Origin of the sequence: Gelidibacter algens (assembly GCF_001678675.1) — a bacterium.
In the GTDB taxonomy this organism is placed as follows: Bacteria; Bacteroidota; Bacteroidia; order Flavobacteriales; family Flavobacteriaceae; genus Gelidibacter; species Gelidibacter algens.
Genome location: NZ_LZRN01000005.1, coordinates 38,445 through 53,255, shown reverse-complemented (window position 1 = coordinate 53,255; position 14,811 = coordinate 38,445). Strand labels below are relative to the sequence as shown.

The window sequence follows — 14,811 nt, the reverse complement described above, 5'->3', positions numbered from 1 at the left end:
AAATACCAGAACCATAACCTCACCCTAATGTATGACTTTAATTACAGCTTTGAAGAGATCGATACGAAGGGTATTGTGACAACTATTCTCGGTAGCGACACGGTGGCTGAGGATGCACTGTATATCGAAAATTGGTTAAGAGCAGAATACCAATTATCCCCAAAATTTAAAGGACTATTGAGCCTCATGACCAGCAGTGCCTATGCCAATGTCAGAAGTGATAACCAGCACCTCAGAACGAGTTATGGCATGGTCCCCACCTTATATTACAGTCCATTTAAAAGCATAGATGTTCGGTTTTTCTTTGCTTATATTGGCCGGTACTATGATTATACAAATTATGCCGTAGAAAATTTGGGTGCATCTAATTATAACAGAAATGAAGTAAGGGTTGGCTTTATTGCGCCCCTATCCCTATTATAGAGGACCGACAGACTCAATGTGTAAAGAGCTAAATCTATCTGCACAGCTAACCCATTTGAGAACTTACGAGTAACGGGATAAGCTTACATGAATTAAACCCTAGTAAAAAACCGGCCAATTTATAATGATCATATCCTGTAGCTTCAATCGCACAATGACTATGAGTATCCAACAGTTTTACATCTATTTGAATGTTTAGGATTGCCTTTAAACTGAAAAAAATTGCCCTCTAAAACCAAAGGGCAATTATCAATATATCAGTAGCGTAACTATTTCATAAATAGGCATTAAGGATGTGCTTTACACTTCAAAATATTTAATACCTTTAATCATAAGAAATTGAATTTGGACAACATATTTAAAAATAGAGGTAAACGGAACCGGGCTGTACATAGGTTTTCAATTTTTTATGGCATTTAGAAAATCTAAAAAGGGTATTGAGTATCACAAATCAACTCATTAAACTAGCACTGTGGAAAAGAGAAGAAGACTAATTATTGCAGTATTATTAGTGTTGACACTAGTAAATTACACAAGACTGACAGGCAGCGAGAATATCCGAACTGTAGCGTTTATCTCAATATTTGCTATTGGCGCGTTATCAGCATTATTGATAAACGAATTTGTGAATTTATTTAAAGCAAAAAGATAATAATGTCATTCGCCTAAATAGAACTACGGTCATGAAAACACCTTGGTAAGAACAAATACGATGGCGTTAATTTATCACTATGGTGCATATGTAAATATCGCAATGTACAATTAAGCATTCATGATGTGCTTCGCAGTTCAAACTATTAAAAGATCATTTAATACGAAGGGTATTTCTAAAACGCTAGATCTAGAACACCCGCTAATTTGTAAAGTTATACACTTCTGAAAAAAAAAATTAATGATTCCAAAAATAATTCATTATTGCTGGTTAAGTGGGCAAGAATTTACACCAGCCGTAAAACACAACCTGGCCTCTTGGAGAAACATACTCCCTGATTATGAATTTATATTATGGGATGCCAAAAGATCAGAAGTAATTAAGTGTTTATGGACGCAAGAAGCCTTAAAAACTAGAAAATATGCATTCGCTTCTGATCTGATCCGATTATATGCCGTTTACACCTATGGTGGTATTTACTTAGATTGTGATGTAGAGGTTTTGAAAACTTTTGACGATCTTCTTCATCTACCATATTTTATAGGCTCAGAAAAAACTAAAGGTATAGAAGCAGCTATTTTTGGTGCCGAAAAGAATGCTCAATGGATCGCGAGTATTATGGAGCATTATGACAATAGGCCTTTTGTAAAGGAAGATGGCTCTTTTGATATGGCTGTATTGCCTTCAATTATGAAATCACGGATAGCTTTGATGAGAGAAATTAAAATTATGGATACTGATAAAATGGAAGAGGTGAACCTTTTACATCAAAACGGAAGTTTATTCTGTGTATTTCCATACCACTATTTTAGTCCCAAAGATATAGAAACTGGAAAAATCTCGGTAACAAATAACACCTACACAATCCATCATTTCTCTAGTTATTGGTTGCCTCTGTCTTCCAAACTAAGACGAAAATTAATGCGAACTATAGGCGTTGGAAGCGCAGAAAAAATTATTTATCATCTGAGGTTAAGACAACTGCGAAATTTCTTAAAGTATTTTTGGTCTACACATAGGAAGAAACTGTCATTATAAGAGTGTACAACACAGACTAGCACTTCCTATGCGCTCCCAATCACTTATATTTTCGCTTGATAGGTATATAATTCATAATATCTACCTTCTTTAGCAATCAATTGCTCGTGTGTACCACGTTCTACAATGTGTCCAGCTTCGATAACTAAAATCTGATCTGCTTTTCTAATGGTACTTAAACGGTGGGCAATAACAATAGTGGTCCTGTCTTTAATTAGTTCTGCTAAACTTTTCTGAATTAAAGCTTCACTTTCGGTATCTAAACTTGAAGTTGCTTCGTCTAGGATAATAATTTTAGGGTTTGCCAAAATAGCACGCGCAATAGCCAGGCGTTGACGTTGACCGCCAGAAAGTTTCACACCCCTTTCTCCTATCAAGGTTTCCAAACCTGCATCAAACCTGTCGGTAAATTCGTTGACATAAGCTGCGTTTACGGCATTTAGCACTTCTGCTTCGGTGGCATCTGGTCTTGGGAACATGATGTTTTCACGAATCGTTCCTTCAAATAAAAACTCATCCTGCAATACCACACCTAAATATTGACGGTAGGTACTTAATTTAACTTTTGATAAATCTTGATTATCAATAGTGACTTGACCTGATTTTGGTGCTAAAAATGTAGCCGATAATCCCGCAATAGTCGATTTTCCAGAACCTGAACTTCCCACTAAAGCAGTCACAGATCCCGCTGCCGCTTTAAAACTAATGTTATGCAAAACTTCTTCTCCTTCTTCATAAGAAAATGAAACATCATTAAATTCAATATCCCCTTTTATGGTATGCAGTTGAATAGTTCTCTCTTGGTTATCTTCTTCAGCCGTCCTGTTCATGAGATCTTCAGTTCTATCCAAACCGGCCAATGCTTCTGTTAATTGACTGCCGATGTTACTCATTTGTACAATGGGCGCAATCATAAAACCGAGTATTAAGGTGAAGAATAAAAAATCTCCGGTGGTCATTTCACCAATCATCATATAATAGCCGCCCATTCCCATAATTCCAGTTGTGGCGACTCCAATTAAAAAGGTTGCAGAGCTGGTCATTAAAGCGGTTGCGGTTAAACTCTTTTTGACATTTTGGTACAATTTATCCACCCCTTTTTCAAAAACTATATTTTCTTGTTCTTCTGCATTAAATGCTTTAATAACCCGAACACCCGCAAGTGTTTCCGTTAACCTTCCGGTAACTTCGGCATTAATTTTGCCACGCGTCCTAAATATTGGACGAATATATTTGAAGGCTCTCAATGCGATATACCCGAATATTGAGAGGGGCACAAATACAAAAAGTGTCATCCACGCATTTAATTTTATCAAAATAATTAAGGACACAACAGCCGTAAATGAACCGCCTACCAATTGCACCAAACCTGTACCGATGAGGTTTCGGACGCCTTCAACATCATTCATTATTCTTGAAACCAGCGCACCTGATTTTGTATTATCAAAAAAACTAATAGGTAACGACAGTACTTTTTTCTGTACTTGAGATCGTAATTCACTTATCAGGTATTGTGCTTGGACACTTAATATTCGGGTCAATAAAAATGATGTCGCAGCCTGTACGGTTATGGCACCTATGACTATAGCAATTAAGGTATAGAGTTGTGAGTAATCTTTATTTGGCACCACATCATCTAGTAATACTTTACTCTGCCAAGGTAAAATGAGACCAGACAAACTTTTAATAACAATCAGGATTAAACCAATAAAAACTAAATTTCGCCTAGGCCAAATTATCGTTTTGAAAGCCTGTTTCATAGTGACTTTTGGCTGTGATTTATCGGTAATCTTTGATGTTTCTTTTAGATGTTGCATATTTCTTGAGAACTAATATAAATGGCAAAAATACTCATTAAAGCCAGGTTAAATGAGCAGACTTAATTAAAAGAGTGTTGGCCATGAAAATTTAATAAGCAAATAGACTATTTAAAGAAATGGAAGAGTGGTTAGTTGGAGTTGTATTTTGGAATAGATTATGACATTGTTGAAATAACGGCAATTGTTGGAAAAAAAGATTTAGAAAATAGTTTTTAAATTTTTTGACAACATACTCGCCATAACGGCAAATAACTTAATGGGTGGCCGACCACCATTTGGGACCACTTGAAGGAAATGCACTGAATTAATTTCGGAGTTTTAATACGTGAATCGTTCTGAAATAATGATGTGCAATGACGGTTTTGGTTTCGCATTCATTCTAAAGCGTCCTTCACTAAAAATACAGATCCAAAGAGGTAAATGAAAATCGAATATTTTCGGCTGCATATTCTTGGGTTTCCCTGATTTCGAATTTTTGGTGGTATCTAGAAAAGGTTCCGTGATAATTTTGAAATTAACGTCGTTGTCCTTGTGGTTGTTATCAGCGTGGTAAAGTGGATCTGGCTTCTTGCCAAACGGGCCAATTTTTAAACCAAAATTGGTTCACCTTCCCTGATGAAATTCTACAGTTTTGGTAGGCTTTTGCTTTCTTAGGCCGCACTTGAAATTTTATCCGCAAACCTGTTTTAAATTTACTTTAAGTGTCTCGCTAAAGGGTAATGAACGAGAATACTTAAGTAGACCAGAACTATCGCTGGGGAAAAATATTTTGTGCTTTTGTAAAAATGCTCCACAAAGCTTCAATTATACGGCCCTAAACCGAGTCACATTTTCTAACCGCACCGAGCTCTATACTAATTGTCCAATAAACCCTACCATCTATACAATTTTTATGTAAATAGAAACGGAAAAAAATTATCTTTAATTTGAATATATCAACAAACTATTCAAATATTCAAGTATAAAGAAGTTTGGATGAGAACGTGATATTTTAAACCCTTCCAAACCTAGCTTCATTTCTTCGTCCGACATTGCAAATTTTGCCTGCAAACATCTTTTAATAGCCGCTTTTTTAGATGGCAGGCACATTACCCCAACAACCTACACCTAATTGAACTAAGCTTTCTGAAAATCCTTTAAAAAGTTAATTAACACAAGTTAGTAGCAAAAATAATGACGTTTAAAAAAAGCGAATTACATGTAATTGGCCCAGCCCTACTGATTTAAGCGATGATTTGAAATTAATAGCCTTGCAAAAAAACCTATTTGGGATCAAAGACCTCCTTTTCGGCTAACAGATTATTGGGAATCCTTTAAGAGTACTGATTTGGCAACATATTTTACAATACTATAAAAATTTGTAATCGTGATTACTACATCTGAAATATTACCTTCTTCAGAATTGGCCCCTTTTGTCCGTTGCTACTCCTATCTGGAATTTGACACAAATGGCAAGAACATGGAAAAGCCATGGCGCGCAGCCCATGAAATGACAATGGTCTTCTTCTTTAAGGCTAAACCGATTAAATTGATCGACTGGCAAACGGAACAAATCGTAAAAACCGGAACTTATTGCGATGTTACAGGTTTGGCCACGCGTTATTTAGGGATGGCAACTTTCAATGGCGTTTATTCATTTTTTGAAATATGCTTTAAGCCTAATGGATTCAATAAAATTTTCGGTCTGCCTCCAAATAGCTTTACCAATCATATAATTGCTGCTGAAGATATTTTTAATAAAACAATAAGCTACCTCTTTGAACAACTCTGTACCGCAAAAAACCTATCTGAAAGAGGGCTTTTGACCGACACCTTTCTTCTGGGTTGGCTAAGAAAACAAAAATCGAGCAATCATACTGACGCCATTTCTTTTATTATTGATTTGGTACTTAAAAGAACCGAACCAACTAATGTTGTGCAATTGGCCAATTATGCTAACATGGGCTTACGGAATTTTGAGCGCCATTTCTTGGAAGAGGTTGGTATGCCACCAAAACTCTTCTGCAGTGTTACTCGTTTTAATCACGCCTTTGAGATTAAACTAAAATATCCTCAAAAAGATTGGACCTCTATTGCCCATGAATGCGGTTATTTTGACCAGATGCACTTGGTCAAGGACTTTAAGCGGTTTTCCGGAAACTCGCCAGTTTCCTTCATAAAACAGACTCCCTTAGCCGAACGAGAGTATATAAGTCCGTTAGGAACGTAGGCAAAAGATTGTCGTGTTTATACTATTTTTTTTTGAAATCAGGTTCTAATTTTGGAGGAGTTGAATTCAAATAAATTTGCTGTTACCTTCATTATCAACTCCCTCGGATAACAAAGCTGAGGGAATAATTGAGTAATTCGCAGATGATAGCCGGTATAGATGGGATAATTGAAAATACGGGAAATAGTTTCATGTGGATCGGATAATGAAACTCAGGTTCTTGAAAAAACTATATTTCAAATATTTAAAAACATTAACATGGCAGACAAAATTGTAAATGGGAATTCATCAAAAGTTGATGCTCCCGCAGTAAAAGGAGAGTTCACTGGAACTGGTCCAACTTATGTTCATGATGGCGGCAAAGGTATCCACGGTCACAGCCAGAATGGATATGGAGTTTACGGAACTAGCGAGGTTGGTCGTGGTGTAGTGGCCGTTAGCGATACTAACTATGGCCTGAGAGCAGTGAGCAGAACACTTTCGGCTGCCCGTTGCAGTTCTGCCGAGGGTAGTGGTGTAGAAGGTGAAGCCGGAGGTGTTGGAGATGGTGTAAGGGGTACAAGTATAAGTGGTAATGGAATTCATGGCATCAGCGAAACCGCACCTGGAGTACTTGGAGAATCAAAGAGCGGCCGAGGTGTGGTGGCTTTGAGCGATACCGACTATGGTTTACGGGCTGCTAGCCGAACGTCGGCTGGGATTCGGGGAAGTTCTACTGAAGGGCGAGGCGTGGAAGGTTGGGCTACTAAGGCCGAGGGTGTTGTCGGAATCAGTACGAGCGGGAACGGTGTCTGGGGACAAACTGAAGGTGCCGGTGTTGGTGTATTGGGGACAAGCACAAGTGGCATAGGGGTTTTTGGGAAAGGCGGAAAACTCGCTGGCTTTTTTGAAGGTGACGTTGAAGTAACTGGATTATTAACTGCACGGGATGTGTGCTGCCCTGGTGCTGATTTTGCCGAAGATTTTAATGTTATAAAAGAAGTTGAGCCTGGTGAGGTAATGGTTTTAACGGAAACAGATGCCCTGGAACCCAGCACAAAAGAATATGATAAAAAAGTTGTAGGAGTAATTTCAGGTGCCGGTAATTATAAGCCGGGCATCACTCTTGATAAACAACATGACAAAAATAACAGACAACCTATTGCCGTAATGGGCAAAGTATACTGCAAAGTTGATGCTGATTCTTCAGCTATTGAAATGGGAGACATGCTTACAACTTCAAATATTCCTGGCTATGCTATGAAGGCAGTTGATCCATCTAAAGCCTTCGGAGCAATTATAGGAAAGGCATTGGGAACATTAAAAATGGGTAAAGGATTGATACCGATTTTGGTAGTATTACAATAAAAACTTCCGTCATGACATTATTGCAGATTGTAGAGCGTTTACGAAACAACGGCTCGCTACCAACAACTGGAACTACATGCATTAGGGAACTTAATAATAGATTTAAACCTAATTCATGTTCAGTAAGATCTCTTATGGCAAAGATGCTAGAAGGAGTATCAGCGAATCGACCTTGGGCAATTATCCTTTGCAGGTTTAAAGGAGAATCACCAAATCCTAATATGGAAATACCCACCGAAAGATTTTTTCGTGAAATATTCACTGGGGGTACCGGAGGATTGATTGAGTACTGGCGTGATGCATCGTTGGCGGCTATTGATGTTACTGGAAGCCAGATCTCTCAATGGATAGAACTTGGTATACCTAGAAGTCAGGCAGGTGGTATTGGTCGCACTGCGATGGTTAATCTTGCGATTGAGGCTGCAAAGGGTATTGGATTCAATCCTGTAGATGGATTTCACAGTCAAATAGCAATTGTAACGCATAATTGGTCAAACGATGATCCCCAACGTCCTCCAGGAACACCAACCTGGCAAGATGACGATCCACTAAAACCTTGGTGGCCTACATGGATTGATGGAAGCAGTGACAAAAAAACAGTGTGTCTGACTCCTCCGTATGATGGAGATATAACCGCTCACGAAATGGGACATGTATTTGCTATGGATCACGACGTTGATTCAGATTTAAAAACTGATTATAAGGATCCATGCTGCATTATGAGCCAGAATGGTTCATTTGTTCACCCCAAATGGCAGGTCAACTTCGGTCCTGCCATATGCCTTCCACATTTGATAAAGCAAGGTTGGATATATGACCGCAGAGTTTTTTTTGATAACGGCGGTTGGATGAGCCAGCCTGAAGGTATAACGCTTCCGCTAGCACCAATCAGCAGACCTGGTGCCCGTGCCAATCTAGGTATTAAACTAGCCTATGGCTTGAACGGAAGCAGTTGGGACTATTATTTGGAATATGTTATACCAACTGAATGGAATCGGGGTCTGCCTGGTGCACCTTATCTTTTCATACGAAGAATGTCGCCAAAATATAACGGAACACCTGCGTATCTTGGTTTTATATCAATCCCTTCTATCGCCGGAACAACTGCAGAATGGATAGAACCGTTAGGGGATGTTAAATTTCAGGTGGAGTTGACACATTTTCCAGGACCTATAATCAAGGTGAGTGCAAAAAAATTATAAATTTTCAGTGCCATAAAAATCAACGTCCCAACAATAACAAACCGCTTATTTATCAAATTACCCTCACAAGAGCCCCCTGCTAGCGCGAGCATCTTTCTGCTGTGCCGAGTACAGATTGATTGCGGCTAAAAAAAATTCAATTTCAATTGCCCAAATAGAACGTCAGCACCTTGGTTACGAGGGGATAAAAATATAACATTTAAAAGCCAAAAGTTCATGAAAAAGATACAGATCCTAACATTCTTCCTTACAACCATGATACTCTTTTCTTCTTCCAGCTTGGCACAATCTTCCCAAGAAACGCAAATCCGAACGCTTGAAAATGCCCAAAGGGAAGCATTTTTAAAAAAGGACACCACGGCGCTATACAAATTATTCTCCCCAACTTTTGTGGTAAATGCACCTACCAATAAAATTACAACCCTTCAAGAGCTCAAGCAACTTATAAGGAATGGAAAGGTTGACCTCGAATCTTTTGACCGGGTTACCGAAAAGGTAACATTTACCGGAGATATAGCCATTGCCATGGGCAATGAGACTTTAAGGCCCACCGGAAAAATGCCCAATGCAGGTAAAACGGTAAAAAGGCGATACACCAATATTTGGATAAAAAATGGTAACAGTTGGCGGCTAACGGCCAGGCAGGCAACAATTATATCGGTTGAATAATTTTGATTTAAATGTCAATGGGTACCTGCTGCTCAACGTGATTAAACATGGAAACCCCCTCTAGGGCAAGTATCTTTCCTCTCTTGCCGAGTTTAGCCGAGTCGGATTTTTCATTGTCCTCGGATATCGCTTATTTGCTTGAACGCACCTCGTCAAGGACTTTATTAGATTTTCCGTGGATACCTTCTTGGAACAAACGCCGTAGACGGAAGAGCACTATACCAGTTACATTTATTCATAGCCTAAAAATTGTCGTGTTTGTACTATTTTTCAGACTGGGTAGCTGCTACATTTAACTGTTTTTTCATAAAATCTATTTTCATTCGAAAAAATCAAACTATGATACGGAAGGATATTATCTCCTGGCTCATCCAGATTCTCGGGCCTTTAAAAATGCAGCCACAGCCGGAAGATTCGAATTTTGGAAAATTTCAGGACTTACTCATGTTTGTGCTTACACAATCATCGTTGGAGTTCAGAAAAAACGCTTTGGAATTTCCAGGTATGCAAACTCAAATGTTGCCGGAAGACAAAAGCGATGAACTGGATAGGCTGGCTGAAAAAATTATTGCTGAACAGGCAAACAGAAATATTTCAGACCCTGTGTATTGGTTGCGCCAAAGAGATGTGCCTATAAGGATAGGCATTGAGGAAAGCATTGAAAACTTTATTGAACCCACGTTTTCTTTTGGCCCTTTCATCAATGAACATTCAAGCCCAGTTTGGTTTGATTTTTTTGAATTTCCGAAGCAACTTCTCTTAGAAATATCACAAGGGGGAATCGCTGATTTTTTAGTCATTGCCTTACCAAACGGTGAAGAATTGCCACCTGCAGGAATCCAAGAAACCTTAAATTTCCCAGATTGCACCATTTGGATATCCTTAAAAACAGTTGTCCCGACGAGCTCAAAAAAATACATTGGTATGCGTGCAAAAAATTGTGAGCTTTTACCTTCAGGACGCATTGCCATACAAGCTTCAGGACTTGGTTCGATACAAGCAGATAATTTTCAATTAATTTTTGAACCTTTTGATCAATCCACCAATAATCCTCTCAATATCGCCCAACCTAAAGCATTATTTCCCAATAAAATAGCATTGTCTTTTTCCGGAACAAAATGTTCCGTTGAATCTTTCGATGGATCAAGCATCAATCTAAACGGAGACACTATTGCATTCGACAGAAACGAAAATAGTACTCCAATATTTCTTGAAACAGACAATTTAATCCAGTTTTCTTTAAAGGTAAATAAAGACACTTGGAATATTCTCGATACTGATACACTACGTTTTCAGTTAAGTGAAAAAACAGCTATCAGTGATGCAGGATGGTATTTACCTATTGTAAGCACTGACAACAATGCCGGTAATGGGATGTTGGGAACCTCTATTTTTACTGGATACCTAGGCTTTAGAGGCGCGGATGGATTGTTGTTGGACTGGCCCAACTTGGCAAACGGGAAACTTTCAATCACAAGCTTTTTGTTGCTCGCGAGACCCGGAAGAATGAACCTAAAATACACTTTCACTGCAACAGTGAAACTTAACCAAAATTTCCAAATGTGGAAAGCAATTTCCGAAGGTGAATCATTTTCTTCAGTAAACATTCGGCCTTTACCACAGGGCACCGGCATTTGTATAAGTGATAATCAAAACATGGAAGCGTTGATACAACCCGTTAATATTACCGCAAAAGCAGATCGGCCTTTAAATTCCAATCAAAAACGGTTTGAAATATCCGATCATCTTGGCGTGATTGAATTTTTGAAAATTGAGGATACAACTTCTTTAATTATCATAGGCAACAAAATAAAGGGTGACGGTGGCAATCTTAAAAAAAGAAATCTGCTCCAAAGTTTATGCCTGCACAATGCGTTGCTTACCACCGGAGATCCCAAAGGTGTTTTTATAAAAGGTGTCCTGTCAAATAATGAAACAATCAACGAAGGCTTTTTTTCTCTTGTATTTCGTGTGTATCGTGTAATTAATACTTTGCCAGATCCATATATAAGCAATCAGGATGGCATTTTTGATGACGCGGAAGTAGTTCGGTTTAATGAGTTATGGAGAAGTGGTGCCGATACGTTGCCAGATCAGTTCAAGTTCTCCATTGCATCTTTGGTAAAATGGAACGACGACACACAAAGCCTGCATTTTAATACAATTCAATCATTTGTGAATAACAAAATAAGTAACGATGAATTGGTACGTATATTATCGCATACAGATTCACCATGTGGCCCACTTGTGGACGAGAGTTACAACAATGAAGAGATCCGTCAATTAGTTAATCGAGATGCTGAAAATGTATTGGGGGCCGATGGCTTTTTAAAATTGCTTCCCGGTAATCGTTGTCTGGTTGATGTTTCAGAAAGAACAAACAGGTGGGGCGTTTCCTTTTCCGATTTCATTGGTGCAAACCATGAAGACCAAAGGAGACTTTCAGAAAGTTTAGGCTATCAAGGCGAATTTCCTTTCAGACTAAAAAATATGGACCTCGTCAGCTCAGGAAGGATGAGCAGATTATTTACGCTGCCTCACATTCAATGGGAACCTGTAATGCAAATTGACAATCCGTTGGTGCATGAAGACACTCCAATTCCATCCGTTATAAATTTTTTAGACAATGGAGCGCCGACCCGTATCGCAAGTGCACAAAAAAATGAAGTGGCATTGGTGCCGCGGAATGTTTACAATTTTATAATTGATGGTTTTAATAATGTGGAAAAACCACGGGGCATGGCCGCCCATTTCAGTCTTCCTTTTGGTATTTGTGCCTTTGCCTATTTCAATCCAAATATATTTGATGGCTTGCCATCAGCGAAAGCTCGTGCCAACCAACCCGACTTTTCCACCAAAAAGACGGGGGATTTGAGTGGCGCAATGCAACTGCATCTAGAAGCAATTCCTCCAAAAGGTGTTGAAGTAAATGATAAAGACAATCACCTTACTTATTTTATTGGCTCGGCAATACAAAATCCTACCGACACTATCACCAAAATCAATATTCTCGGGAAGGACATATCCGGCCAGTTCAACAAAGAATTCTCAAGAGGCGGAAATGAAAAAGTCCCTTTGGAGCGCATAGATTTTTCAGGATATGGTGCAAGTATCTTTAGCAACTGGTTAAATGAAAGTGCCAACTATGGTGCCGTGAGCCAAGTAAGATTTGATGTGCTCATCGGGCGAACCGCACATGAAGTTATACAGATAAAAAGTATGTTGTTTCCATGGGGCGCACCTGTGGTACGTTCTGTTGTAATCCAAAGAAAAAATACAGGTATTGTCAATAGATATGATTCAGGATGGGTGGCACAGGGACCTGGAGAGTTTGATTATCGGGCGCACGTACATCCTGAAGAAGCCAATCCATATAATTTTCATCCCGGAATGGTTAAGGGCATCTACAATGTAAAAGAAATTAAAAATATCCCGGAAACCATGGATATTATAATGCCCGGAATACGATTTACCGGGGTCTATTTTAACGGGGATATTAAAATTCAAAATATTATCAAAGGCGCCCTTCCAAACGTTAAGGATAATGAATTTTCATTGGTTCATTCTGTGGGACAATTTGGTTATGTAATGCTTGCCGACCCAGCATTACTTAACGAGAACACGACTTTAAAAAATCTGTTTCCATCTGAGCAGTTCAAGAAATTATTGAACGATCCCAAAATAGGTGGTAACCTGGGTGGCCCGATAAATGCCATTATTGATATAGGGGCTACCGGTCAGCGCATGCAGGTTACAAGGGTTGATGTGTCGGCAAGCAATGAGGCACCTCCCACCTTTGTGGTTGCAGTAAGAGGTACTGTCGAATTTCCGAAAGAAGGTTCTTGGACGGTCGTTAAATGCCTTGCTTCAAAAGATGTCATTCCTTTGAATGCGGCAGAAGCTGTCCCCGTAATTCGCAATGGATTACTTAAGATTGATGCCAATAATGTGAGGAAAGTCCAGTACTCTAATTCCCATCAATGCATTGGAGATCCTGTAGAAATTGATAAGTATGCTGGCAATCCTCCTAATGGTTCTTTACCGTCAATCCAATATAGTTTTTTGCAAACAACAGGGACACAAAAACTATTGTTCCGGCGTCCATCCTTTTCAGAAATAAATCCCGCTAAAATATTCCATGACACGCCAGACCTTGCGGATGCATTCCGGTTGCTCAAATGCAAAACAGTTTTTCCTAATCTACTGGGAACTCTATCCCTTCCTGATTTCGTAACGTCATTGGATATTACAGACAATGGCAGTGGATTAAAATTTCCTCAAGAATTTTTCGGTGGAGAAGGCAGTCTAGATAAATTTATTCCGCCTCAATTAACAAAGGGTCTCGCCTCACAGGAGTTTGAATTATTAAATGAAGCTGGATTACAAATAATTATTAGTTACAGCGCTAATGATGCAGCCAAAAGCCCTTCTGTTTTTAAGGTTGATTTGAACAGTGATGCTGTTGAGCAAGCCCTTGACAATGAAAGAAAAAAATATCAAACCATCAATAAGGATGTCGCAATCAAGATAAACCTCGGAAGTATTAAACCACTTTTAACTTTAAGGGGCACTTTCCGTTCAGAGGCAGGTAAAGATCCCGTATTTGAAAATCCCAAAGCTGAACTGGGTGACGAACTTCAAGCGGTGAAAGACATTCTACAGATATTGGCGCTTTTAGCAGGCAAGGCCCAATCCGATAATTTAAAAGTGGTCATGGGAAACAGCCCCGACGTTTACAGCTACAAAATGAGCATTGACCAAAATATTCCCGTAATTCAGTTTCCTTCCGTAGAAGAAATAACACTCACCACGCCGCCGCCATTAATCATCGAGGCAAGCCTTTCACTCGGAATTTTCTTTAATCTTTCCTTAAGCCCCGATCCTAAAAACCTTATAAAACCCGGTGCCGGTGCTGTTTTTGGATTTGAAGGAATGATTCAGATTCAACTGATTACCATCGGCATTGCAGCGGCTTATGGCGTAGGTATAACCAAAGTGAAAGCTTACGTCGACTTTGCTGATCCTAAACCCACTTTTGAGTTCACCTTTGGTTTTGGGGCAACGGTGGTGGTGGACTTACCGGTGGTAGGCTTGGTATCTGTTACGCGTTCATTCAGCCTTGCAGGAAATATCGATTCCGGCAATTTTAGAGCAATCGCCGGACAAATGCTTCGGGGCGTTGTATCTCTTGCCGGCGGTTTGCTGGTTGTTGCCATTCAGATAGAAGGAAGTGCAGGAGTTGACAGAAAGGACAAAGTAAATGATGACCCAAAAACAACAGCCATTTTCGCCATGAAATTCTCGTTGGATGTAAGCTTGGCATTTGTAATCAGCTATGATTTTACAAAAACCTATACAGAAGAAATCGCCTTAAATTAAAGTAAATCAAACATCATGAATTCAACAGTCACAAAGATTTTCATTTTTACACTTCCACAAGAAATCATTATA

General features: G+C 39.1%; 8 protein-coding genes. 7 read left to right on the top strand and 1 reads right to left on the bottom strand.

Going from position 1 to position 14,811, the window contains the following annotated elements; genetic code table 11:
* The first annotated feature begins 27 nt into the window (after window positions 1-27).
* Together A9996_RS20415 and A9996_RS03405 are read left to right on the top strand one after the other, a co-directional pair.
* Window positions 28-423: a hypothetical protein gene (locus tag A9996_RS20415; protein WP_248912313.1), complete on the top strand. Its 396-nt coding sequence runs from the start codon at window positions 28-30 to the stop codon at window positions 421-423.
* 892 nt (window positions 424-1,315) lie between these two features.
* The gene (locus tag A9996_RS03405) at window positions 1,316-2,113 is read left to right on the top strand and encodes a glycosyltransferase family 32 protein (RefSeq protein WP_066430889.1); all 798 of its coding nucleotides are present in this window, start codon (window positions 1,316-1,318) and stop codon (window positions 2,111-2,113) included.
* 44 nt (window positions 2,114-2,157) lie between these two features.
* Here the strand turns inward: A9996_RS03405 and A9996_RS03400 are convergent, their stop codons facing one another.
* On the bottom strand, window positions 2,158-3,930 hold the full coding sequence (locus A9996_RS03400) for an ABC transporter ATP-binding protein (protein WP_066430882.1): 1,773 nt from the start codon (window positions 3,928-3,930) through the stop codon (window positions 2,158-2,160).
* Window positions 3,931-5,299: 1,369 nt separating this feature from the next.
* Between A9996_RS03400 and A9996_RS03395 the strand changes: the two genes are divergently transcribed.
* The 5 genes from A9996_RS03395 to A9996_RS03375 all read left to right on the top strand — a co-directional run bounded on the left by A9996_RS03395 (window position 5,300) and on the right by A9996_RS03375 (window position 14,739).
* Window positions 5,300-6,142, top strand: coding sequence for a helix-turn-helix domain-containing protein (locus A9996_RS03395; RefSeq protein ID WP_066430881.1), 843 nt, complete (start codon window positions 5,300-5,302; stop codon window positions 6,140-6,142).
* Between the two features lie 258 nt (window positions 6,143-6,400).
* Window positions 6,401-7,489: a hypothetical protein gene (locus tag A9996_RS03390; RefSeq protein ID WP_211272627.1), complete on the top strand. Its 1,089-nt coding sequence runs from the start codon at window positions 6,401-6,403 to the stop codon at window positions 7,487-7,489.
* 278 nt (window positions 7,490-7,767) lie between these two features.
* Entirely contained in the window at window positions 7,768-8,691 is a 924-nt protein-coding gene (locus tag A9996_RS03385) for a hypothetical protein (RefSeq protein ID WP_146608925.1), read from the top strand.
* A 216-nt stretch (window positions 8,692-8,907) separates the two neighbouring features.
* Complete coding sequence (locus A9996_RS03380) at window positions 8,908-9,360, top strand: nuclear transport factor 2 family protein (protein ID WP_083993830.1); 453 nt, start codon at window positions 8,908-8,910, stop codon at window positions 9,358-9,360.
* Window positions 9,361-9,699: 339 nt separating this feature from the next.
* Window positions 9,700-14,739, top strand: a complete 5,040-nt coding sequence (locus A9996_RS03375) for a hypothetical protein (protein WP_066430876.1) — start codon at window positions 9,700-9,702, stop codon at window positions 14,737-14,739.
* Window positions 14,740-14,811: the final 72 nt, after the last annotated feature.

Excerpts from the sequence above, each read along its gene's own strand:
- A9996_RS20415 (WP_248912313.1), top strand. The coding sequence starts at position 28 with ATGTATGACTTTAATTACAGCTTTGAAGAGATCGATACGAAGGGTATT.
- A9996_RS03405 (WP_066430889.1), top strand. The coding sequence starts at position 1,316 with ATGATTCCAAAAATAATTCATTATTGCTGGTTAAGTGGGCAAGAATTT.
- A9996_RS03400 (WP_066430882.1), bottom strand. The coding sequence starts at position 3,930 with ATGCAACATCTAAAAGAAACATCAAAGATTACCGATAAATCACAGCCA.
- A9996_RS03390 (WP_211272627.1), top strand. The coding sequence starts at position 6,401 with ATGGCAGACAAAATTGTAAATGGGAATTCATCAAAAGTTGATGCTCCC.
- A9996_RS03380 (WP_083993830.1), top strand. The coding sequence starts at position 8,908 with ATGAAAAAGATACAGATCCTAACATTCTTCCTTACAACCATGATACTC.
- A9996_RS03375 (WP_066430876.1), top strand. The coding sequence starts at position 9,700 with ATGATACGGAAGGATATTATCTCCTGGCTCATCCAGATTCTCGGGCCT.